The sequence below is a fragment of the Candidatus Fukatsuia symbiotica genome, assembly GCF_003122425.1.
In the GTDB taxonomy this organism is placed as follows: domain Bacteria; phylum Pseudomonadota; class Gammaproteobacteria; order Enterobacterales; family Enterobacteriaceae; genus Fukatsuia; species Fukatsuia symbiotica.
This window is the reverse complement of sequence record NZ_CP021659.1, coordinates 458,954-483,141: the sequence shown is the minus strand read 5'-3', so window position 1 is coordinate 483,141 and position 24,188 is coordinate 458,954. Positions and strand designations below refer to the sequence as shown.

17 protein-coding genes and 8 pseudogenes are annotated in these 24,188 nt (G+C 39.1%); 15 read left to right on the top strand and 10 right to left on the bottom strand.

Translation table 11 applies throughout. The annotated features are described in order from the left end of the window. Positions 1-182 precede the first annotated feature (182 nt). The 4 genes from CCS41_RS02195 (at position 183) to CCS41_RS02180 (ending at position 3,145) form a co-directional block, all read left to right on the top strand. A complete protein-coding gene (locus tag CCS41_RS02195) occupies positions 183-443 on the top strand; it encodes a hypothetical protein (protein ID WP_119797132.1) in 261 nt (86 codons plus the stop codon). Between the two features lie 26 nt (positions 444-469). Next, positions 470-1,738 (top strand): hypothetical protein, encoded by a 1,269-nt coding sequence (locus tag CCS41_RS02190; protein ID WP_119797131.1) that lies wholly within the window; start codon positions 470-472, stop codon positions 1,736-1,738. 120 nt (positions 1,739-1,858) lie between these two features. Continuing rightward, positions 1,859-2,650, top strand: a complete 792-nt coding sequence (locus tag CCS41_RS16285; RefSeq protein ID WP_240313805.1) for a hypothetical protein — start codon at positions 1,859-1,861, stop codon at positions 2,648-2,650. Positions 2,651-2,773: 123 nt separating this feature from the next. Further along, complete coding sequence (locus CCS41_RS02180; RefSeq protein WP_205411457.1) at positions 2,774-3,145, top strand: hypothetical protein; 372 nt, start codon at positions 2,774-2,776, stop codon at positions 3,143-3,145. 935 nt (positions 3,146-4,080) lie between these two features. Here the strand turns inward: CCS41_RS02180 and CCS41_RS02175 are convergent. The 5 genes and pseudogenes from CCS41_RS02175 to CCS41_RS02165 all read right to left on the bottom strand — a co-directional run bounded on the left by CCS41_RS02175 (position 4,081) and on the right by CCS41_RS02165 (position 12,198). After that, the gene (locus CCS41_RS02175; protein ID WP_119797130.1) at positions 4,081-6,237 is read right to left on the bottom strand and encodes a hypothetical protein; all 2,157 of its coding nucleotides are present in this window, start codon (positions 6,235-6,237) and stop codon (positions 4,081-4,083) included. A 339-nt stretch (positions 6,238-6,576) separates the two neighbouring features. Then, positions 6,577-6,790 (bottom strand): annotated as a pseudogene (locus tag CCS41_RS16280) (IS110 family RNA-guided transposase); the annotation flags it as partial. 339 nt (positions 6,791-7,129) lie between these two features. Continuing rightward, positions 7,130-8,008: pseudogene (locus CCS41_RS17370) on the bottom strand (phage tail tip fiber protein); the annotation flags it as partial. Positions 8,009-8,566: 558 nt separating this feature from the next. Continuing rightward, positions 8,567-11,101: pseudogene (locus CCS41_RS17365) on the bottom strand (TipJ family phage tail tip protein); the annotation flags it as partial. Positions 11,102-11,175: 74 nt separating this feature from the next. After that, positions 11,176-12,198, bottom strand: a complete 1,023-nt coding sequence (locus tag CCS41_RS02165) for an IS630 family transposase (protein ID WP_119797129.1) — start codon at positions 12,196-12,198, stop codon at positions 11,176-11,178. 54 nt (positions 12,199-12,252) lie between these two features. On the opposite strand from CCS41_RS02165, the pseudogene CCS41_RS17035 reads away from it, so the two are divergent. From CCS41_RS17035 to CCS41_RS17520, 5 genes and pseudogenes are all read left to right on the top strand, one after another. Next, a pseudogene (locus CCS41_RS17035) lies at positions 12,253-12,441 on the top strand (IS701 family transposase); the annotation flags it as partial. 24 nt (positions 12,442-12,465) lie between these two features. Then, positions 12,466-12,621: a DUF4158 domain-containing protein gene (locus CCS41_RS15930; RefSeq protein ID WP_119963712.1), complete on the top strand. Its 156-nt coding sequence runs from the start codon at positions 12,466-12,468 to the stop codon at positions 12,619-12,621. Positions 12,622-12,642: 21 nt separating this feature from the next. Then, positions 12,643-13,176 carry a DUF4158 domain-containing protein gene (locus CCS41_RS15925; protein ID WP_119797792.1) on the top strand — a complete coding sequence of 178 codons (534 nt, stop codon included), beginning with the start codon at positions 12,643-12,645 and terminating at the stop codon, positions 13,174-13,176. A 55-nt stretch (positions 13,177-13,231) separates the two neighbouring features. After that, positions 13,232-14,718, top strand: a pseudogene (locus CCS41_RS17360) (Tn3 family transposase). Then, complete coding sequence (locus CCS41_RS17520) at positions 14,678-14,947, top strand: Tn3 family transposase (protein WP_205411454.1); 270 nt, start codon at positions 14,678-14,680, stop codon at positions 14,945-14,947. The pseudogene CCS41_RS17360 and the gene CCS41_RS17520 overlap by 41 nt, the downstream one beginning before the upstream one ends. Here CCS41_RS17520 and CCS41_RS02150 read toward each other — a convergent pair. Further along, positions 14,948-15,499 (bottom strand): annotated as a pseudogene (locus CCS41_RS02150) (ISAs1 family transposase); the annotation flags it as partial. It lies immediately after the preceding gene. 169 nt (positions 15,500-15,668) lie between these two features. Between CCS41_RS02150 and CCS41_RS02145 the strand changes: the two are divergent. After that, positions 15,669-16,492 (top strand): IS5 family transposase gene (locus CCS41_RS02145; RefSeq protein WP_240313804.1). Its coding sequence is split into 2 segments (ribosomal slippage): positions 15,669-16,056 and positions 16,056-16,492, totalling 825 coding nucleotides; the frame shifts between segments, so codons are not numbered across the junction. Positions 16,493-16,513: 21 nt separating this feature from the next. On the opposite strand, the pseudogene CCS41_RS02140 reads toward CCS41_RS02145, so the two are convergent. Continuing rightward, a pseudogene (locus tag CCS41_RS02140) lies at positions 16,514-17,023 on the bottom strand (ISAs1 family transposase); the annotation flags it as partial. A gap of 64 nt (positions 17,024-17,087) precedes the next feature. On the opposite strand from CCS41_RS02140, the gene CCS41_RS02135 reads away from it, so the two are divergent. Further along, positions 17,088-17,441: a Tn3 family transposase gene (locus CCS41_RS02135; RefSeq protein ID WP_205411453.1), complete on the top strand. Its 354-nt coding sequence runs from the start codon at positions 17,088-17,090 to the stop codon at positions 17,439-17,441. A 303-nt stretch (positions 17,442-17,744) separates the two neighbouring features. Continuing rightward, positions 17,745-17,882 carry a hypothetical protein gene (locus CCS41_RS15905; RefSeq protein ID WP_205411452.1) on the top strand — a complete coding sequence of 46 codons (138 nt, stop codon included), beginning with the start codon at positions 17,745-17,747 and terminating at the stop codon, positions 17,880-17,882. Here the strand turns inward: CCS41_RS15905 and CCS41_RS16270 are convergent. Both CCS41_RS16270 and CCS41_RS02130 read right to left on the bottom strand, forming a co-directional pair. Beyond that, positions 17,828-17,950 (bottom strand): annotated as a pseudogene (locus CCS41_RS16270) (IS3 family transposase); the annotation flags it as partial. The gene CCS41_RS15905 and the pseudogene CCS41_RS16270 sit on opposite strands and share 55 nt — an antisense overlap. 11 nt (positions 17,951-17,961) lie before the next feature. Then, positions 17,962-18,267, bottom strand: coding sequence for a transposase (locus CCS41_RS02130; protein ID WP_119797126.1), 306 nt, complete (start codon positions 18,265-18,267; stop codon positions 17,962-17,964). A gap of 327 nt (positions 18,268-18,594) precedes the next feature. Here CCS41_RS02130 and CCS41_RS02125 point away from each other — a divergent pair, with 327 nt between their 5' ends. The 3 genes from CCS41_RS02125 to CCS41_RS02115 all read left to right on the top strand — a co-directional run bounded on the left by CCS41_RS02125 (position 18,595) and on the right by CCS41_RS02115 (position 23,221). Continuing rightward, entirely contained in the window at positions 18,595-19,701 is a 1,107-nt protein-coding gene (locus tag CCS41_RS02125) for a hypothetical protein (RefSeq protein WP_119797125.1), read from the top strand. A gap of 553 nt (positions 19,702-20,254) precedes the next feature. Next, the gene (locus tag CCS41_RS02120) at positions 20,255-22,108 is read left to right on the top strand and encodes a hypothetical protein (RefSeq protein WP_119797124.1); all 1,854 of its coding nucleotides are present in this window, start codon (positions 20,255-20,257) and stop codon (positions 22,106-22,108) included. A 117-nt stretch (positions 22,109-22,225) separates the two neighbouring features. Continuing rightward, complete coding sequence (locus CCS41_RS02115; protein ID WP_119797123.1) at positions 22,226-23,221, top strand: type III secrection system effector, WxxxE family; 996 nt, start codon at positions 22,226-22,228, stop codon at positions 23,219-23,221. 458 nt (positions 23,222-23,679) lie between these two features. On the opposite strand, the gene CCS41_RS16265 is transcribed toward CCS41_RS02115, so the two are convergent. Beyond that, positions 23,680-23,850 carry a hypothetical protein gene (locus CCS41_RS16265; protein WP_240313803.1) on the bottom strand — a complete coding sequence of 57 codons (171 nt, stop codon included), beginning with the start codon at positions 23,848-23,850 and terminating at the stop codon, positions 23,680-23,682. Positions 23,851-24,188 lie beyond the last annotated feature (338 nt).

The window sequence follows — 24,188 nt, the reverse complement described above, 5'->3', positions numbered from 1 at the left end:
ATAATTAAAGCCCCCGGCTTTGCCGGGGGATATTTACTTTTCTTTGTGATTTTTTTGATTTATTTGGAAATCAAAGCGGAAAAGCGAAACTTGAGCAATTATATGATGAATTACATAAAAATTCGGAGGGGAGAGAAGACGATAGTATCGAAAAATTAATAATTTTTTCAGCTATGATCAATATGGCTACAAATGATAAAAAAGACAAATGTACAGTTTTTCTAAATAATCATGGAGGAATAATATTCTATATCAATGGAAAATCTATTTTCAGTCAGGTTATTGATAATACTTCTCATGCCATAATACTAAATATTTTTTTAGAACATAATTTATCCATCCCAAATTCTGATTCATATCTTATAAAAGATGCTAATAAATTAGAAGAATTTAATTTATTATATAATAAGCTACATAAAAAAATGAAAATAAATTTAAAATAGTAACGTTTAGAAATATATGTAATTTAATGATTTTTTCTCAAATAAGAGATTTAGCTCCTCATAATAAAAAAGATAAATTTATGGTCTCTGTAGGAGAGGGTAAAATGGTGTTTTCCATTTCTGGAGTGTCTATTCATACTGAGTCTATCTCAGAGCATTCTAGTCAATTTATCCAAAATAGTCTTTTAGGCTTTAATCAAACTATGCTAGATACAGAAGAATTAATAATACCAATCAAAAAAATAATGGATGAAAAAATTAGAAATTATTTCATCCCGTATGGAAAAAGATTAGTAGAAATAAAAAATCATGCTATCAATACTATGAAGGAATTTGTGAAATTAGTATATGCCGGTACTTATCTTAAACATGAGGGTATAATATATTATTATGATGTGGAGAAAAAGTATTGTAAGAGTGTTATTTATGCACCAGGTACAGAGCCAGAAAGTAAATTAACAGGAAAGTCTAAACAGGTAAAAAAAATGGATCACCGATTTGTGACGTTAATCCCTAACTTAGAATCTCAAGATAACCTTCCTGATAATTCTTCTGACCTTGGTCATTTTAACGAATTCAAACATGAGAATAATAAATATTATAACGAGTTATCAGAGCTAAATGCCATAATAGATGGTTTAGTGGTAGATCATGGTTTGATAATTATGCGTAATGCAGGTGATAACTTATATAGATTAATATTCGATGATAAAATTATTATTGGTATTATGAGTTTTACGAATGTGTTATTCGAATTAAAAAAATTGCATACCAACGGTATTTATATAACAGATATTAAACTTGGAAATTTGACCTATGATGAAAAAAGTGAAGAAGTTAGAATGATTGATGTACAAAATAGGGTTAGAAAAGGAGAAAAGCACAAAAAAATAGGACACACTAACAGATATGTTACTGTTCAAGTATATTCTTATTGTACTGAGCGAGTTGACCCAAACAGTGAAGAAATGCATGATAGTAATTATCACTATCTAAGAGTAGCGGACGAATATGCTATTCTTATATGTATGATGCAATCTACTACAGGAGATCGTGTTTTTCGTAGTCCATCACCTAGTAACGTTGGAGAGAAATGGAACCATCATGGAATAATGAATTATAAAAACCAAGATATTATTTCGGATTGGATCGATCATTATGTACAACTTGAATTTCGTGAGCATGTTAAAAAATTTTTAACAAACCCTGCTACAGCTGCAGATGAATCACCTGATCGAAAATATTTAGCCGACATGCTATCCATTCAGAATGGTCAATTTGTACAGAACTTTTAGCATAGAAGAACAGGTCGAAATGAAGAGGCAACATATTGATAAATAGTGACTGAAAAGTTGTGTTTTGTCGTGTTTTGTTGCCTATTATATAAGCAGAAATATTTTATCTATTTGTTTTTAATGGGTTATTTAATTTTGGTGTCACTACAACAGAGTATAGAGAGCAGTTGGCAATGGATGCAACCGGCTTTCAATACGGTGTTTACTGTCAGAGCAGAGAAAAACGGCGCGAATTATTCTCTATTTGCCAATGCCAGACTGACCTTTAATCACAGTGATTTGAGCATTGATACCCTGTACAGAGATAAACAAGTGGCAACTCATACCCAATATCAGCGGCAATTCAACGATAACTATGGTGTTACTACTCTCAATGTCGAGAGTGAAACCCTGGAGCGCGATTATTATTTTAGCAGTGATATTCACCGCAATGGTACCCGAGGAAATGTAGGACTACGAGTTGCTCTCAATAACCAGGTAGCCAGTAGCAGTTTTCATTACGATAGTATATTGGCAGCCAATACCAGTGGTATTGCCTTGGGGCGTAGCAATTACAGTGGCGTGGCAATGCTGGTGAAAGTACCCCGTTTGGCAGGAACCGCTTATAGCTTCAACGTTGAAGGTTCTCCAGTTGCAAATGGTGGAACCTATGCGGTGCCAATCTCTCGCTACCAGGATCACGCCTTTGTCCGTACGCAGAGCGAGGGAAGCTTGCATGATATAGCGGTGCAGCTCCCCGCAAATATCGTGCAAGCTCACCCGGGCCAGGTATTTTCGGTAGCAGCTAACGTCAAATTAAGTCTGCTTTATTATGGTTTTTTTGTTGATGCCAATCGTCAGCCGATAGAGGGTATTGTCCAAGAGACAGGCGATATTGTTTATCCCAATGGCATGTTTTCCATCAATATCTGACCTCGTATTGAAATACCTCACAATTAAGCATAAATCGGCGTTTTATCTCTGTGATATGAGTCAACAATCTGGCCATTATTATTTTTGTCAACCTGATACATTTACTGAAAAACAGAAGGAAAAATGATGAAACTCAAAGGGTTATTACTTAGTATTACACTATTACTTTTTTTTACTACAAAGGTACAGACACAACTACTGGTGATGCCAACTCGCACTACTGTAGAAGCATTACAGACAGATCAAATAATCAGGGTGATCAACAAAGGTGATACACCACTCTATTTAACAGTGACATTAGAACGTATTGAAAATCCGGGACAGGATCCAGAACGCAAAACGCCGATAGGGCGGATCCAAAAACCTGAAATGATGTTCAATCCGATTCGTATTACTTTAGGAGCAAAACAGGAACGCAATATTAATTTGTCTCCCTTGACCGTGCCAATACAGGAAACGTTATATCGCCTATATATTACCCCTGTGATAAAATAACCCATTAAAAACAAAAAGATAAAATATTATTGCTTATATAATAGGCGACAAAACACGACAAAGCACAACTTTTCAGCCATTATTTATCAATATGTTGCCTCTTCATTTCGACCTATCGTCTTGCACCGAGCGAAGGTTCCTTTCTGTCATTCATCGTAAAATAACTCATTTTCCCAGCATCCAAGGTAGCCTTGTTTGAAACCTGTTTCATAGACATCGGTAATGCTATCTTTTGCTTCTTGGTTTTTGTCATTAAGTGCACTCTAATGCCCTTGAACGGCATTCAACGCGGTTCAGTGACGACACAAATACGACACAGTCATTTTCTACACTTAGACATTTTCACAAAGCCATATTATCTTTAATTCGGGTTTCCTTAATGCTCAAAAAAAAAGAGACAATGCCGATTCATGAACAGAATTTGGCATTGTCTCAATTGACTTTTAATGAAGACTCAATAATAACCTTACTATGATCCTAGCAATTTATCCTGACGCAAAACTATCAACACTCTCTAAAAAACTAGCATCTTCAAGTCAATATGGGTGTATATCTTTCACCATGTTGCTGATAAGTAGCACTAAATTTAGACTCTTCCATACGGTACTCCTCTATACGTTGATTCATTGCCTTCATTGTTATTTGCATACTACATAAGATATTGTCTGCATACTCTTCAGAGTGACCACTGATTTCCACTATTGTATTTTTCAATGTTTTCCACAATTTATAGAGAGACTCTTGATAAGATCTTATCCTCGAGTCTGCGGAGGGGATGTTTTTAAAATATTATCAATGAAATGTTGTATCCCTATGGCGGAGTCTATTTTCGATTTATTACTATTCCGTTGAAGTAAGGCGTCAATATCCTGATTGAGTTGTGCAAAAAAATATTCACTTCCTTTTATGAATTTTTTAAAAATTATTTGATCAGTTTATTTTTTATCTAATTTCTTTAGAAAGATAAGATAAATTTCACGGCCAATTATAGTTTCTTCTATTTTTTTGATTAGACGAGTAATACTATCATTTTCTATAAACTGAATACAGTCATTACATTGTTTTCTCAAATGATTAAGATCGTCTATACTACTTGTTTTTTCTACTTCGTTTTGTATTCTATTGAGAATAGAACTCCATCTATCACTAACTATTTCTTTCTTTTTAATATCAATAAAATGCTTTATATTCTCACCTAAATTTGGATAGTTAATAATAGTATTCTTGCCCAACATTGTAATGTAACGGTCTAACCAGCCAATATGTTTTGGTGTTGCTTCTTTTTCTTCCATTATGGGTAAAAATTGAAAAGGTTTGAAAATATGCTCAAGTATCTCGCCCTTTATTTCTAAGTACTTATTTGTAATTTCTATTGGTGCTGGATACTTAAAGAGTTTCTCATAGGTTTTCCATAAAGCATTATAATCTTCGGCTGCCTTGGCATTTTCTAGTTTATCTCTCACTTTAGATAGAATAAACTTTAATGTTATTGCATTAATTTCATCAATATCAGAACTAAGAATTTCTTTAATGCCTTCCTCTAAACGAGGATCATGAATTATACAAGATGCAGATTTTATATATTCATTAAATGCAATATGCCAAGAAACAAGATCTTCTATAGTATCGTCATCTTTCCTTGGTGATATACGTGATTGTTCATCAAAAATCTTGCGAGCTGTAGTCTTTATTTCTTCGTTAAAAATATTTTTAAGTTTATCTTTATCAGCGTCATTTAATGACATATTCTTATGTATGGATATACGACATTTTATTAATGTATCTAATAATACTCTATATTCTTCTATTGTAGAGGGATCCACAATTGTACATATATGAAGTATTTCTTGTTGAGCAAGATTTAGCATTTCATTTTTTGTTTTTTCACTTAAATTTTTATTTTCAAATGCTGCAACAAGATTATCAGATAATTTCAATATTGAGGAATACATGTATTCTTCTTTATCTTCTTTATCTTCTTTATCTGGTTTAAATTTAAATAAATTTCTTTTAAAAATACAGATAGCAAGAGAATCTATTTCATTTTGAATCTTAGAGAGTATTGTCTTTTTATCTATCTCTTCTAAAAGGAGAGTAGAATCTATACACATATAAAGTCTATTTTTTTCAGAAAGAACTTCAACGAATTTATCTATAGGATCCGAATCTTTTTCATTTATTATCGAGTTATTTAATTTTTCTTTAAAAAAAGAAATTTGTATTTGATTAACCTCTTTAATACATTCGATTAATTCTTTATTAGGTATGCCCGATTCTATAGCTTCCTTAACATTCAAAATGTTATCTAATTTTCTAGAAAAATCTTCTTCCACCTGAAATAAATAAACTTGAATTTCGTTTTCTAGTTCTGTCTGTTCGACTCTAGAAAGAGATGACTGAGACCTAATTAATATATTAGTATCCATACGAAAGCGTAAAAGAAATTGGCAGATGTCTTTTCTCAGGTTCTTGTGATCTTGTAATATCTGATCGGGTACTGACATGTGCTTTTCTTTACTTTTCTCTAAATACTGTTCAGATCGTTTTCTTATTCCCTCTAAATCAGTATTAGCATTTTCAATAGGAAAGTTTCCAGAAAAATTATATTCAGATGTCACGACATTGAAATGCTCTTCAATATATTCTTTAATATCATCGTTATTTAAGCGTACAGCATTCTCTACTACAATTGTCTTTAATAGGTAATTATCATATTTTATACTGACAGAAATATTACCAGCAGAAAGATCCGTTTGATTATAGTCAATGATTACAGAAAATTCTTTTTGCATTTTTCCTGGAAGCAGATTTTTTAGATCAATAAATGGATCAAATACTCCTTTAAATGGATTATGAGATATCTCTAAATGAGGATTATCTAAACGCGTTTGTAATTTATTGAGCTGCTCCTGGAGGTTATCTGGTGAACTGTTTGTTCCCCTCAACATGTCATATAGACGACGAAAAAAATCTTGAAGAGTATCCCAAGAAGTCAATTCAAATTTGACACCTCCGTTACCGGTCATATTAAAACGTATATTAGATTGACTCAGCGTAAGACCAATAGTAGGAGAAGGATGTACTAACGGCATAATTATCCCATTAAATTTTTTATTTTAAGATAAGGAATTGTAAGAAAAAAAAGAATGAAATTCTTTCAGAAAAAGCATTTTTCATAAAATAGAATCGAAAAATTTGTAACAATAAATATTTCCTAAATTCATCTACGTTTGAAACTAGGCGAAATCATGACCGTTTTTTAGACATATTTCTACCTTGATTTAGTACTATAGCTGTCAGGGCGAAAGCTACCGTCTTGATTGTTAATCGTTACGGTTATAATTTACATCGTATAGCAGAGGCCGTATAAGTTGATTATAAAAACAAGCAATAACATATTGATATTAAATAATATTTATTAACAAAAGTGATCACGTTACATGGCACCTGCTATATGAGTACTGGTTATGTAAAACGCCATAACAAAGATGTACCAGTTTGCGCATTGCTGCCCCTAACACTGATATTTTGGCCTTACCACGCAGCAATAAACGCTCCATATTGTGCTTTAACATGGGGATTAAAGCGAATAGCGCTCAATTCCGCTATGTACAATTTTGCAAGAATTTCTGAGGGGCCTGCTTTGATATAGCTATACAATTTAATTTCCTGATTAGCAAGGAACCTAAGCTAGGTCTCCATTTATGTTAAAAAATAACTCATTGATTTAATATCATTTAATTTCAATGAGAGAATTATCTTTCCATATCAAAAGATAGCTTCAATACTAGCTCCACCGAAATGACCGATTAGCATGGCTTAATTTTCTTGCTAATCAGATTTGAGTTTGAATACAGTTAATAGCTAACAGGATGTGCAAGACACCCATGAGCCAACAGGTCGGGAGAGTATTGTCTGATGCGAAGGAAAATTATTCCTATTTGTTAACCTACGATAAAATTCATAGGCGGGTAGTTATTTTAATCAGGCTATTTTGATACTGGCTGCGTTTTTCATGGTGTAGATATCACCGCTTGCCGTCCAGTTGAACATTCTAAGCTTACCCCTTGTAGATTGTAATCTTAAACCAATTAATACCTCCCCTTCACCTGCCGGGAGGGTGATATCAATATCTTCGTTGACAGCGTTAACATATTCTCCTAATAGCCCCGACCCGGCTTTCCCAAGGTATTGCACATCCATGCCATCACGGGTTATCGTTGCTCTGACCCAATCAGGTGATACGCTCAAGGCTATCCCTTTCTCTTTTCTCCCTAATAGCAACACTCTTCGTGGTGAGGCTGTTTTTTTTATATAAAACAAAGGGAATATTACAGATTGGCTATCGGGAATGCTGCCTTTTTTTGTTTTAAAAAAATTAGGAGACATGTCCAGAATATCCCCTTCTATTTTATCCGCAGACACTGTCCCTTTAAACCAGCCATCGGTGGCATATATCGTCCCTCTGAAGGTGGCATCGTTAAACTCAGCGTGTCCGGCTTTCTCTATTTTCCATCCTGAACGGCCTGCTGCCCAGTTGGTCGACTGGAGAGGCCCACCAATTTTTGTATTAGTGATGGCGGCCTCTTTTATTTTAGCCGTGTCAATGGTCGCATCTTGAATAAAGCCTTCGCGTATAAAGACTTGATTATTTTTTACCGCAAAGGGTGAGAACTTTTTGCCGTTCTGACCGCTTAACAGAATAAAATTATCCGCATTAAAGCCTATTTGTGATTTCACACTGCCACCCTGGGTTTCCACACCCACCACCATACCCGCATCATAATATTTGCCCTGATGATGAATGCCCGCTTTGATGCTGTACAGGGCATTGCCGCCTGATGAGGTAAATTGTGTTGTGGCTTTGGTTTCAATGACGGCGTCGTTGTCACGGAATCGTGCAGTAATCATGTTTTGATATTCCGCTAGCGCCTGGGTTGCCAGGGTTTGAGCACGCTGAGTCTGGCTTATCGCCGTTTCATTTTTGCCAAATCGGGCGGCTATCCGGTTTTGATAGTCAGCCAGGGCCTGGGTCGCTGTGGCGTGCGCGGTGTGGATGTCGGTTATCAGTGCGTCATTTTTGTCAAAGCGAGCAGTCATATCCAGGCGGTAAAGGCTGAATGCCTGGTGGGTATCGGATTGCGCCTGTCTGACCGCTAGAACATCAGCATTGGCACGGTCAAATTGCGTGTCCATTTCCTCTTTGTAGGTGATAAATGCGGTATCCAGATGGGTAGCGGTCTTTTGCACATCTTGCGTTTGTAATTGGCTTATTTTGAAGCGTGATTTAAGTCCCTGATTATACCGTTGTAATGTTTTATCTTGTCGCTCTAGCCTCTCATTCACCTGCAGCAGCGTTTCTTCTACCCGGTCTTTGACCTCCTTTTGGAGTGTGATACGGCTGTGTTCCTGTTTTCTTTCATTGGCCTGGCTGGTTTTTATGAGGGTATCGAGTTGAGAGGTCAGTCTTTTACCGGCCTGCGTGGTCATAATATCATCACGGATGTGATCGAGCACCATCTCCGCATCGTCACTCGATGCCCCCTGCACCCACGGTGTCCAGGCGCCTTGATTGCCCAGTCGATCGACCAGACGGGCACGAAAGTAAAAGGTTCTCCCCGCAGCCAGACCCTGCATCGTGTAATGACGCTGCGGGTAGGCAATGTCAATCAGTGGCTTCTGATGGGCGTCATGAGCAAAACGGCTGCATTCCACCTCGGTTTTTAAGGTATCTTCGGCGCCCGCAGGAAAGGCCCAATTGAGCGTGATGCCAAACACAATTGGTGTGGTGGTCAAGCCAACCGGTTGGGGTGGTGGATTTTCTTTCCCCTGGAGAGGGATTTCTGGCGTCGTGACCCACAGGCTGGTGCTACCCGTCGCGTTAATGGCTCTCACTCTGGCCTGATAGCACCCAGCATAACTGTTGGGCACCTCAAAGCCGCAAGTCAATACCCGCAGTAGCGGCGTCCAGTTGCCCTTATCCCGCCGCCATTGGGCGTCGTAAGCGGTCGCACCGCTGGCTGCCTGCCAATTAACCTGTAAAGTGGTGACGGCTAAACCTTGAGCAATCACCGCATGGCTGGTCAACGTGATGTGTGTCGGAGGGGGTTGAAGGGTCAACGGAATCACACTGATAGGCCGCTCGTCGAGGCGCGTGCCGCTGTCGATACGTTCATATTTATCGGGGTCATGTTGGACAGCATTAATGCGATAAGTGTTGTCGTTATTGTCCTCGATACGGGTCACCCGGTAGTGCTGAAGGGCTACGTCATCGGCCTCCACCGACCAAATCGCCTCCGGTTGCGGCGTTTCACTGTAAGCCACACTGACGGTGATAAGTTGACCGTTAACCGCGTGGACGGTTCGAGCCTGAGCTGTGCCACTGGGCAGATTAACCAGCAGCCGATCGCCGGGTTTGACGTCAGCGGGTCTCTCTAAGGTGATGTCGCAGCCGACGGCATGACGAAGTCGCCCCCCACTTTTTCTTCCTGATAACATTTCATCGGCAACCGCAATGATGTGCCCTGGTAACGGAATAGCGCCATCCAAGCCGACATCAAAGGTCACCAAGCGGTCTTTGGCATTAGTCAACAGCGCCCAACGACCCCGCCGGTGAGCTTCTGTCTGACGGACACAGCCGATTGCCGTGGTACTCAGTTGATTGATGCCATAGCGTCGCACCAAGGCTTCATCCGAGACCGCTTCAAGGGTACCCTGATAGCTGTTAGCCGGGTCGCTCCAGCTGACCATTGCCGTACTGTAACGGCTTTTTTCTGAGCTACTCGAGTAGGAAAAACGTCCGTCGATGACATTGGCACGGGTGTACAGGTAATCTCGGTCACGGGGCATGTCGGCCAGGGCACAGAGTTGATTATTCGCCCAGTACGTCATGCCACGAAATATCGCCGCCAAATCACGTAATACGGTAAAAGCCTCGGCCTGCGATTGGATGTAAACATCACACAGAAAGCGCGGTTCGGTCCCGTTACCCCCTTTGCCATCGGGGACGAATTGGTCACAGTATTGCGCGATGCGATACAGCTCCCATTTATCCACCTGTGCAGCGGTTAACCGATGGCCGAGACCGAAGCGGTCGGCGAGCAAAATATCATAGAACACCCAGGCCGGATTATTGCTGTACGCCCATTTGAAAGTGCCATCCCACGTGCCCTTATACGTCCTCGTTGCGGGGTCGTAGGTCGTGGGCACCCGTATTGTACGCATCTTGGGCTCACAGGCAATCACGGGAATGTGCTGAAACTGGCTGGCATCAAATTCGATATACAGCAGAGCGGTGTTGGGATAACGCAACTTGGCATCAATGATTTCGGCCAATGCCTCAATGTGCATGTTATCGGCGAGTCGGTTACTGGTGCTGTTCGGTGTCAGACGACGGACACGGAGTTGCCAACCGGTTTTCGCGTCAGGCAAGTTAATACGGTGTGAACGCTGATACCCTGTACTGGTTTTGCCCTCCACTGTGGTCTTGAGGACAGTATGGTAAGCCCCGCCATCGGTCGCCATCTCTATCTCATACTCAACGCGAGTGCCGTTAACATCGCCGTTATCAGTCTGACGTTGCAGCGCCGGCCAGCTAAATCGAATACGCAGCGCAGATAACTGGGTGTTGCTGATAGCCCGCACCCACGGGGTGTCGGCCTTTAACTCGGTGTTGACCGTAACTTCATTTTCAACGTTCGGCATCCCGGTAATGTAGTCTTGCGATGGGGTGCCGGGGCGGTAGTCCCAGGTGACACCGGTAAAATTAGCGCTGCCGTCTGCATTATTAAGCGGGGTGCCATCCAAATAAATACGGGTGCCGTCTAATTCGCCCGCAAATTCCCCTTCACCCAGGGCCAATAATATTTTAGCTTTGGCGGTAGAATGCAGGCTGTCCGGGGATTCTGTGGGCGTAGGTGGCCGCTGGCTACCGCCTTTGTTTCCTGTGATGACCATAGTTTACCCATAAAAAAAGATCGCCTTGGCGACCTGGATTGTGTTCTCTGTTCTGGTATTATACCCAAGTGAAATCAAGATGCAGGATTTAGCGCCTGGAAATTATCGTTTAAGCGAGATACCAGAGAACTTGCCATTTGTGGTAGCTTCACTTCAAAGAAGTTTAAGATATCGTTCTTAAAACTCTGTTTAGATGGGTAATATCTATTTTTTCGTGTTTGCTCATTCATCACCTTCCACAATCGCTCTATCGGGTTTAGATTCGGGCTATACGGCGGAAGGTAATGAAGCTGGATATTCAACGTAAGCGCGGCGTCTTGCACAAGCTGTGAACGGTGATAGCCTGCACCCTCGAGGATCACATGTGCCGTTGTCGTGATGGGATAATGCGCGCGAATGGCAGACAGGAAGTGAACCACATTTTCGCTGTTAATCGTCTCATCATCACGGATTATGGGGTTAGCCACATTCTGGATGTTCAAGGCTCCCATGATATTCAACCGCGTTCTGCTCCCGGTGGTCTCTATCGTTTTATCCTGGCCTTTTCGTATCCAGCCGTAGCTTATTTTGGTGGCTTGTGTCGGATGAACGGCATCAATAAACAGTATGGGGTCATTACCCGCGGCGTCTTTCAATTCGCTGTAGGTCTTTATAAATTGCGGCTGTTTCTCAACGTCAAATTTATGCGGAACACCTTTCGGCTTTTTATAGCTAAAGCCATGCTGCTTCAACCCTTTATACAGACCTGATACGGTAAAGGTGATGTTCCAGCGTCCAGCGATATAGGCCACAATTTGGTGATTGTGGTGGTAGAGCGGCTGGGTGAGATGTTCAACCAGCGACGTGGTCTGTTCCGCATTGAGATAGCCATCGGAGCCGCCATTTTCAGGCTTGAGCTTGTTGAGTTTATGATAGTCTGTAAGGTGGCGCCGCACCGTGGTTTCATTAATGAGCTGTGAGTGAGCAATCATAGGGGGAGTCCAGCCGTCTGCGGACAACAAAACACACCGGATCCTGTCACAGACACGGCGGTCATGGCTTTGACGATGTTGGGCTTCGAGGGTAATTTTCTGGTCAGCAGTCAGCTCTATTTTCATGGCTATGAGCATGATCCTTATCGACTTCAAAATCAAGCATCTTCATTGATCACGGGTATAGAACGCTGTCAGGCCCGCACGGGCCGGGCGCAAAGAAATCATATTTTTCTAGCCATGGCTGCCTGGTTTGAACAACATAAACGCCGTCTGTCCGAAAAAATAACCCTTTACCAACAAAATTGGGCTGTCATTAAAAACGCTATTACTACACACATCAGAGCACTATTGGCTGCACCAGGTTAGATTCGTGCGAAACTCGTGTTTGAAATGAATCAGGTAGAATTAGATAAACTCAGTCAATTTGGTACGCTCAAAACAAAAATATATTTCATTTTGCAGCTTGCCTACTTCAAAGCCAAAAACCAATTTTTCATTTTTGTATTTGAGGATGTTCTGGCTGATGTTGCCTATGTGCTTGCCTAATTCTTCAAAAAAACCGACCCGATATTTCAGGGAAGCATCACACGTCAACGCATCAGTCAGCAAAAACAAATTATTCTCAGTCTGTTTAATTATCAGGATTGGTCAGTAAAACAAGCCATCCTGATTGAGGAACACCTGCGTGAATTGTTACGGTATTATCCTAAAGGCCATGACACCTTCCGCCAGTTATTGGTCTACCTTGATAATCAAAAAATCGTTATCCCGACCTATCGGTGTTTGCAGGATATGTTTACCCGGGAATTTGCTAAAGAAAGCGACAGACTTAATCAACTGATCATGTTGATACCCGAGATTAAACAAAAGCAATTATCAGGATTAATTAATAGGGATGAAGGAATCAGCAGGCTAAACACCCTACGTGCTGATCAAAAAAACTTTACCTATACTGCGATAAATGCCGAAGTAGAGAAAGCCTTGGCGATGGTTGAGTTGTATAAATTTGCAAAGGATTTTCTTCCAACCCTTCTGCTATCCAAAAATACTATTCGCTATTACGCTGATTTATGCCCCTTCCAGACTAAGGCAGTTAAGTAAACCGCAACAATGGTTGCAAACCATTTGTTTTATTTATCATCGTTATCAACAAATTATGGATAATTTAATCACCAGCTTCATGTATCATGTAAGGCGTATTATGGCGGAAGCCAAAGCTTATGCCGATAAGAAAAAAACCGAATACCATTCCGATCTGGTTGTTGATTTGCCTAAACTCGCTAAATTTCTCACGTGGTTTCCCAAACGAAAATTCAGTCTGCATCATGATGAATTAAATCAGGCGGCTTATAAAGTCCTGCCAGAAGAGCAATTCCCCGTTATAGCGCAATTTTTACAGGGAAGCACCTTTGATACAAAAGCAGCAATGCGTGAATTTTATTTAAAATCATCACGCTTATTCGCACTTTATCTAAGGCCAATCGTGCTAACCGTTCCATTTGTATTTTATAAAGAAAAAAATGAGGTTATCGCGCTGATTGATTTAATAAAAAAGCACTATGGTAGCGGAAAGGGTCCATCAACATTGATATTACCACAAGCACTTAAAGACGCTATATCCAGAACACAGCTCGCTTATTTGAAGAAAGGATCCAGTGAGGAACAGGTCGATCCCCATTTATTTGAATGCTTTGTTTACCATAAAATGTATCGTCGTCTGGATAAAGGCCTGCTCTGTTGCAATGAAAGTGTTTCTCACTGTGATATCAATCATGACTTGATCAGCGATGGGTTGGTCGATGATGTTGAAAAAATAGCGCTTGAATTTGGTTATCCAAAAATCCCAAATTATTGCGACCAACGCTTGGATGATGCCCTTTTGATGCTGGACACCACATGGGATAAAACGACAAAACGGATAAACCATCGAGAAAATACAGGGTTCAGTATAAAAGAAACCAAAACGGGCGGACAAGACTGTCGCTTGGATTATGATAGCAAGACGCCTCTTGAGGACGCTTTTTTCAGCACCTTGCCTCAGGTAGAAATACCCGACCTCATGCTGTATATGGGGGAGCGGATTAACATGTGGAGTTCTTTTACCCACATAAGAACACGCTACAATAAAAAAAAGGAACCCCCGCCGCTGGCCATTACCGCCTGTATTCTATCGGAGGCCTTTGGCATTAGTATAGAAAAGAGGGCAGAAATGTCTGATCTAAACCCTAACCTAATGCGCTCAACTCAAGAAGATTTTATACGCACAGCGCAGCGAATGACACAGTGGCTAACTTTATCCACTCACTGCCTATTTTTAAGCAATGGAATTTATTAGATGAAAAATTGTTAGCAGATGCGGATGGGCAAAAACTTCCGACCAGTGAAAGTACTATCCAGTCAAGGTATTCAAAAAAACATCTTGGGAAATCTCCTGGGCTGTCCATTTATACATTGATAGCCAATTTTGTTGCCGTTAATGCCAAGAATATTGGGCTTAATGAATATGAAGGGCATTCTCTTTATGACGTCATTCATGGTAATAAAACAGACATTACTATCGACAGGGTAACGGGTGATAATCACTCTCTGAATAAGCTAAATTTTGTTATATTGGATTCTATATACGCAAAGTCACATTGTTAGAAAACTAAATTCCTCTGCGCGTTACGCTGGATTAAAAAGAGCACTGATTGAATATAATACCCTCTTTAAAAGCACACATGTATTGAATTTAATCGATAATATGACGCTTCGAAAGGCTATCCGAACGGCCAGAAATCGAACAGAGGCCTATCAACAGTTACAAGGCAGGGCGGGATTCCACTTTGCTGATTTTTTAACCAAAAATAAGTTTACTACGAAAATCGGCTGATCAGGCGGCTCGTCTACGTTTACTGGCAATACTATCTTGTTTACCTTTGTGCTGTTTAATCACACCCAACGCGACGCGATTGAAAAGAGCGACATGGGCTGCTCCATCCGGAGCTTTTATCAAGAGTTCATCTTCTCTAAACACCACATCCAATACCCAGTGAAGTTGATTTTCTATCCCCCAATGCAGCCGAATTGCCTGTGCCGCTTGTTCTGCATTCAGCGGTAATGAGCTGACATACCAACGTGACCGACAGTGGGTGACATTATTTTTTGTTCGTTCACTAGCGACCTCAATGAAAGTACGAATGGTAGGCCATTTCGCTTTTAATTCATTGGGTAATTCCGCATTAATTTGCATAACCGTACGTTTTTCTATCCGGCCATGCCACTGATTAGTCTGCGTATATTCGTGCAATTTATCGCTATCATAGGCAAAAGCAAATTGCTGTTTTACCTGTTCAAACAGCTTCTTTTGAGTCGCTTTAAGCTGCACCACAAAATTGCCTTTACGTTGCGTGATAAGTGATAAAGTTGAGGTTTGGCAATGCAATAGACCTCTTCGGAAACTATAGCAGGCGCCATGTAACGTGATCACTTTTGTTAATAAATATTAATTAATATCAATATGTTATTTCTGATTTTCATAATCAACTGATACGGCGCTTGCTATAGCATTCATGTAGGAATGTTGGTAAAAATCTCCTGAACAAGGAGCCCCCATGAAATATGAACAAATAAAGGTATTGGAAGAGGAAAAATTTCGGCGCTTAACCGGAGTTAAACGCAGTACATTTGAAAAGATGATAAAGATATTGAATGAAGCAGATAAATGTAAGCAAGGGAAAGGAGGTCGGAAACCCAAGCTGGGTTTAGAAGATCGCTTATTAATGGCCCTTGAGTATCTACGGGAATATCGCACTTATTTTCATGTTAGCCGAAGCGATGGGGTGAGTGAGAGCACCTGCTATGAAACGATTAAATGGATAGAAAATACGCTAATAAAGCATCCTGATTTTGCACTCCCTGGACGCAAAGCTTTATTAAAAAGTGATAGGGAGTATGAGCTCGTTCTTATTGATGCCACAGAAACGCCGATTGAACGTCCCAAAAAAAACAAAAGCAGTTTTACTCAGGAAAAAAGAAACGACCCACCTTAAAAACCCAAGTGATCGTCGATAAAAAAAGCAAAGCAGTCATCTGTACAAGCTTTACTCATGGGAGGCGTCATGATTTTAGGTTGTTCAAAGAGTCTGGCGTGCGAATACATCCTGAAATCAAAACAGTGACAGATACAGGTTACCAAGGGCTTGGCAAGATCCATTCAAACTCGGCGTTGCCTAAGAAAAAGACAAAGAAAAATCCCTTAACAAAAGAAGATAAACGCAACAATCGTGAGTTATCAAGCCAGCGTGTATTAAACGAAAATGTCCTTGGTATGATTAAACGATTTAAAATCGTATCAGATCGTTATCGAAACAGGCGAAAACGTTTTGGATTACGATTTAATCTGATTGCAGCAATTTATAACATGGAAATTAGATAAATCAGAGTTTCCGAAGAGGTCTAATGAATCGAGCGTCACAATAGCATTATCCAGCGCTAACGCGTCAATGCTCTGACGGGCTAATTCTCCTTCTTTTCCCTTATTGTTCGCCGCTTTTTGATAAAGCGTAATACCAGCATCAACATCATAGGCACTCACCACATGCAGCGCAGTGCAAATCTCTTCAGACCAGGTTCTCCGCAAGGTTTTACCGTCGATGGCGAGCAACGTCTTACCGGCTCGTTGGCGTCGTTCGTTAATCCATAAAAACAAGGATTGAATCAGCAAATTTGTATCTAATGCATTGATGATTTTAGCAATACAATGACGACGTGGGCTCCCACCATGATAAGAGCCATATTTTTTTAGCCAATCGAGCTGAGCTTCGCCAAAATCCTGGATGGATTTCCATCCCGAGGCCCCACTTAACACGGCGGCAAAAAACAGGAAAATAACATCGAGCAGGTGATGTTTGATATTAATATCTTTACGCGGGTCAGGGATCAGGGCTAATTGCTTTAAAATACTCATGATTACATATTCTTTAGGATACATAATATTATGAGCTTACTGCCTATTATTAGTTCACATTAAAGTGGGATCCCGCCCTGAGTTACAAGGTCTCATCAGGAAAATTTATCACGGGGTTTTTAAAGGAAAAAAGAGAATAACTAATCAGGTCAGCGCGCATGCAGTAAGACTGGTTGCAAATTCTGTCATTGCGTACAACGCTATTATTTTAAATACCCTTTATGAAAAAATGCAAGTAGTAGAGGGAGTTAGCCAGACAATTATTGATGAATTTGTCAGGATTTCTCCTATTGCCTGGGCGCACATTGCCTTTACTGGTAAGTACCATTTTAAAAAGAGCAAGAGTGGTGTTGATTTGGATACGATGATCAATGAGCTTGAAAAACATTTAAAACGATGCTTCTGGAAAGCCGCTTAACTGAGAACGAACACTTTTTGGGGTTCCTTCACACGACCCCTTAAAGGAGGTCAATAAAAAACAACATTGATTACAGGTATTATTAAAAATTCTTCATCACAATATGTATTTAATTATTTTATAAGGCATGATTATGAAAAAAAACTTGCAATATCTTCAATAGACTTGCGATCCAGACATTATTATGTGCAGCATCTTTCAGTGTGATGACTGACAATCCATCTGCGACTTTAAAGATAACAGGCGTGCTGACACCCACTAGCTGTGATATCAGTCTATCAAACCTTTTATGATAATAAAAAAATGGCCGACATAAAAATATGGGAAATTAATGAAGACACTCCCTCTTCAGGATACGATTTTTCAGTAAAAATCACGCTAACGCTCATTTGGCGCGAGTATAAGTCCATCACCACCGCTAAATACATCCAGCCTTCATAAGTCCAAACAGTGGTGATATCCGTTGTCCATACCGGGTCTCTCTGAGTAAAGGTAAATTGCCGCGCCAACAGGTAAAATCTTATCCGTTTTCTTTCGCAAAGAAGACCGCCGCTTTTTTTAATATTTCACGCTCTATTAATAAGTTATTACGCTCTTTACGCAGACGAAGTAATTCTTCACGCTCGGCCAAACTAAGACTCGCCTGTTCAGATCCTACCGGGGACACTCCCCCCCTTTCAGCCTTGACCCAGCTTTTTATCGCACTTAATGAAACACCCAAACTGTCTGCCGCTTGTTGGCACGTATACGCCTTTTCCAGCACTAACTTTGCTGCGTCTTGTTTAAACTCCAGTGTCAATGTCGATGGCTTCTTTTTACTTTTCATTTTATACACCTCTGATTTGCAGTTTATTACAGCTCTTCAAAAGAGTCCGGAAACATTAGACCATTACAATCTTGACCTGGATGAAATGTATCAATTCACCTTGGATAAAAGCTGGACATAGTAACGAACGTGCCTGGCTGTTATACGAAAAAATTTGTGTCTTTCATTTATCTAACCCTTTCCTTCTCTAACCCGTTATCTTCTAGATTGCGGGTTTTTTTATCATTTTTTGACTGAAGTCTCACCCATTTTCCAATCAACCATTGAATTGACTATTTATTAACATTATGATTACAAACTTATAACGTCACACAGAGGATAAATGTTATGCCACTGACTATTCAGGGTAATACTTGCCTACCATTCAGCAGAGCCATTAGTGATAAAAGAATCAGACGGGCTGTTGAGAGTTCTTCGAAAGAAGAGGCCGCATACATGGGAGTCTGGGATAAAATTAAGGACTGGATTTGCAGGACGAAAAAAAGTGAAGCACTGGAGAAACTTTATGAGTTGACGCATACCGATCATGAGCCAGATACCGAATCAGCGTTGAAAACAATGATTTCTTTTTATCAGCTCAAGGAAATGACATATCCTGGCTTTCAGAATAGATTTCAGGCATCTGTCACAGAAAACGAGGATGGCACTTACACCTTTACCTTTTCTATAAAAGATGGGATGGATGAACGCAAGCTGGTATACGGGAATTCTGAAAAAGATATTCGTGCCTTCTCAGAAAAACAATTAACCAATCACAGTGAGTTTTTAAACATCAATCCCGTTTCTCGTGAAAGCGTTGATGCTGCCTTAGCTAAGGTGGCTTACAATACTGATCCAGATAAATTGGAGGGAATTTCTTCATCAAATCAGAAAAGGTTATACTTGCATTTGCTAAGTGGGCCAACAAAACAAGAGATGGTGTTTGATCAACGGCTGACTCAGAGATGGATTGCGTTGCAAATGAAATGTTTTGATTATTATGCTCTACAACGTTTCTCTCTGGATTCCACTGAGGGTATAGATCTGGGAAAGACAATAGGAACGGAAAGCGAATGGATCTATGACTTTGCTAAATCAATAGACAGTATCACAAAAAACATACAAAAATCGCTGGCTGAAAAATTTAATAACGAGACTAACAATCTGTATGACCCCATATATGCAGATCCCATGTATGCAAAAGTGACGGATTTAAACCTAGATTATTCTGAACGAACTGATAACACCTTCCAGGCAATGACATCAAACGCGTCAGAACTTCCGGTGATCAAACACTATAAAGGCCCCGTAAATGGTGATATCTACGCAACAGTGGGCAAGAAAAAAAGCGATAAATCAGAATTATTAAGAAGCATTGAAAATTATATACTTGAAAACCCTAAAGAATTTCCGTCAGCTTATAAATATTTTAAAGAAGGGTATATAGCCGGATAAATCTTCCCAGAATTTCAAGTAGGGGGTTCACAGTCCAATGGAACGAAAACGTACGTTAGGCCTCATTATCTTCACCCTGCCACATCCATTCAAAGTCATAATCTGCCATATGAGAGGTGCCCTCGCTGTATTATTTTCTAGGCTCTTGAACCATTGAATCAAGTTAACTTACTGGTCACTATAGAGCCATATGCAACCATCTTTCAATCTCACCTCTATTCTTAGCTGCAACAGGAAACCTGACCTTGCTCTACTGAAAAAGATGACCATCGCGATTAACCATGCGGCGGCGTTGGCTGCGCGCACTCATCCCAGTCATTTACTCCCTGTAAACTCCTGAGATTCGATTGATTGCAGCCTTGCCGTAACTCGAAATTCATTGGGTATATGCTTACCAAGGCAACATATAATTTACTTATTGTTAACATATTTTTAACAGATTATGTCAATAATTGATATCTATCCTCTTTTTTTTTCCATACCATCCTACAAACCGCAGTTTTATTATTTAATTTTTTATTCAAGAATTGAATATATGATCTAAGGGGAGAGTATGAAAACCACAAATAGTTATTTTCAAAGTCATGTGCCTACAAACAGAAGTTCAGGAAACACCTCAACTGAAAGAACTAAAAGCGTCAAAGATATTATTGTAGAGACCGGAAATACTCTGAGACTTCCCACCTCGACTAAAACGAAGTTTTGTGGCATGAAAAAGCGTGTAATTAAGGCAATCAGAAGGATGACAAATACTAAAGTTAAGCAAGATCCATTTGATGAAATACACTCTGGTATCGATATCGACACTCTCCGTCGTCAATCAACGGAAGTCAGTTCGGCACTAAAAGAGTTGGATCCGGTGACGGCTGAACAACAGCTGATTAATGATGTAGTTAAGATGTACACTGAAAGTGTGGTCGAAAAATATCAAGGAAACAAAGAGATTAAACTTAAAAATGATATTTCATCCATCAGTGAATTATGTGTGCAGCTCAATGATAAAGTTAACAAGGTAGACAATGAAAATAAAAGTACTTTTTTGCCATTATTTATAGCATTTACAAAAGAAATTGCGGGCAGAACCATTAACTATCTAGGCAGAATGTCTGGTTTTCCGTACCACCTATACTTACAGGAAAACACAAAACAGGTGGAAGAAGCAAAACAGATGAGTGAAAATAAACGATTATTGGCTGATTGTTTGAAGGGCTATATCAATAATGATAGGCATCTGAAATGCTTTAAGGACACATTGAAAAAAGAAGAAATTAAAAAATATGCGGTGATTGAATTAAAAGATGAAACAAATGTTGTTTTTAGAATTTTTCCTAAAAATAATAGAGAAATATGTAAATTACTCAATATACTATCGCAACATCATAGGGCGGATAAAACATGGGCTAAGGATTTAGCGAAATTTCTTCAAAAATCTGAATTAGCCGCTTTTATGAAAATAAAACCGTTAGAAAATAACGGGCAGTTACAGTTGGTGTTTTTAGAGGATGGTTTGTCATTAACATCAGTTAATGACAATATAGAAAAATTAACCTTGTTGACACAATTTGTCGGTAATAAGGTACCTTATAGTATAAACGTTCTTACTCATTTTAACAAACCTAATAATGACGCTGATAAATTGCAAAACGCACAACAGGTTTATTATAGAATGACACAAGCTTTTGCTAATGGAATGACTAAAGACTATCTAAAGGAAAGTGGTTTAGGTAATAAAAACAATACCATACAATATACAGTTAAGACACGTAATAGTATTGATAAGGCTCTAGAAGACATAGAACAAGCATCAAACTCAAAATTCTCTTTTAAGAAAGATAAATACGGAAAAGTGAAGACAAGATTAGAAAATATCAGAGCTATAGCTGATAACTGGGAGACTTTAAAATACAACATTGCTAGTAACAATACAGTGGAAAGTATAGATAACACGCTACGGGATGCAATAGTAGAAGATATCAAGCAGCTCGACCGTGAACTAACATCAATAAATCTTAATAAATTTACTCAAAAAATTAAGCAAGTCTCTATCGGAATTGGTGTAGCAACGGTTGCATCACTGTTTTTAACGCCGTATCTTGCAATTTCTCTATTCATTACCGGCACCGCTTTCGGCTTGATTTATCTGATCGCCAAATATAAACCAGAAACTGTGCCAAGCGATATTAACGAGATATTGTCCAAAAATATTAAAGAGCTTTCAAATAAAAAAACCGATGCTAAGTTTAAAAGCCAAGCCGTACCTTGGGCTGCTGCATTTAAATTCTGGCTGACAGGTATTTTACCCGCTGTTGTTGTGAAAAAGAGAAATGACGAAACGACTTCACCGATTACCGAGAAGTTGAGCACTTTTCATGAGGAGTATAATAACCATTCCAAAGCATATATCTAGCGACGATCACGTTTATCATAAAATTTATAGTTCACTGTGTAGTACGTAAAGATGATTTCGCCATAATCATTACAGTGGTGGGAATTTAATTTTTAACAGTAAGGTGGAGTACATATTATGACTGATATAGTTTTTTCAGTAGGGACGGGTTATTTCCCTACCACTGTCCGCATAGAAGAAATATTAAATGATGATCGTCATATTTATATGACATTATGGGAAAAGATAAAAGAATTCTTTTTTTTTCATGGCCATAAAGAAGCCCAGGAATGCCTGAAAAAATTATGTCATCCCGTACACAATATCACGCTGGATGAAGTGGAAAAAATACTATTCAAATTAAAAGAATTAGCCTCTCCGGCATACAAGGAAAGGTTTTGCTATGACTTTGGATCAACCGATAATTTATTACAAATGAAAGACAATAGAGGTAATGACATATTCTCTATCAACATTAACAAAAATGATAAAATTTTTTCCTATACTATTTTAGATAAGGAATTTTTCTTTTACGACCCGACGATAGAATTCAGAGACCTCGTCGACGATTTCCGCACCCGTCCTGCTTTGTCGAACGGCCTGTCTATTGCTACTAAGGGTACAAAACTATCCATTGCATATAAAGACGGGAACAGTTTGCGACTGGATTTTGGCACAATCTATAAAGATATTATGAAAATGATCAGAGAGATAAATCCCGGCGAGTATTACAAGCAATGGCTAGAGCAAGAGAAATGCACTTATCTCTGTGCGCTAATTAACCTACAGATAGATAGAGCCTTTATGGGACATAAGCAACTTACCAAAAATGAACGGCTCTCTTTATTTAAAGAAACGATGCATTATTTAAATAAAAGTGATATGACTATCGATATTGCTTGCGCCCAGGGTTCAATAAAACACTTGGTTTCAACATACCTGATGAAAAATACCCTGTTCACCGATTTTTTAAAAAGAATAAATGACTGTGACCAAAAAAGCGAAGTTAACACTAAGATCTCTTATGCTCTATCCGATCTGATGTATGAAAGCATTTTTAAAGAAAATATTATTAGTTCCGTTAGAAAAACAGCTGCTCATGTGGCCAATGAATATATTCAAAGAGCAGCCTAGTGGCAGCAAATAATTCATATTGTAGTCAATTATTTCCAGACAGTGTTCACGGCCAAAGTAGATTGAACTTACTATGGCCGTAGTCAACATGATGATACATTTAAAATAGTACTGGATACAATCAGTTGCCTTTCTTCCTCTGTTAAGAAGAGTTCTCAATTAACTCTCAAACCAAAAGAGGCATGTGAACTCTATAAGCTAATAAAAGAAGGAAAAATACCATTTCTTGATATAAAACACCGCGTCAATACTTATAAAAATTTAAGATTAGTAAAGAAAATTATGATGCGCCCAATATGCAATAAATTAACAAACGGGAGTGCACGTAAATGATAATATTTTATCGCGGATCGATTAAATCGATAAGCGTTGATACCACTTTATCAACGAGGTAGCTTTCCGCTACAGTTGCAAAATGTGCCAGATGTCTCCCTTATGAGGTATTCTCTGTTTTACCATTACCAAAATTCCTTACCTGTCGGTGGAGTAACGGTAAAATTAGCCACTGTTTCATTAAGAGAGAATATTTCGTTACTGTCTATTTCGTTAAGTAATTCCTGAATGTTTTTACGGCCACGCGGAATACGGTGCATTGGCGTCAAACTGATTTTAGCACCTTCAACTTCCACAGTGACCTGCTGTTCCTACCCGCCATCCCATTGTCGATGCAATATCACGGGGTATAGTTAATACCACTGCCCCGCCTTGCTGCCTCAATTTTGTTAAGACCATCATCAATTGCCTCGTCAATCTATTGATATGTAGCACTAATAGCATAAAAATCACACTCAGTCACACATTAATCAATAACGAGGATAAACTTTATGGCAAACTTTATTTTTATACTCAATGATATTTAGCCCCAAAAATAAAAAAGAATAAAATATAATAATTATAAACTTATTTATCTCGATTATTTATTTTATATTGATAAAAGCAATCCATTTTCTCACTTCTGGCTGCAACA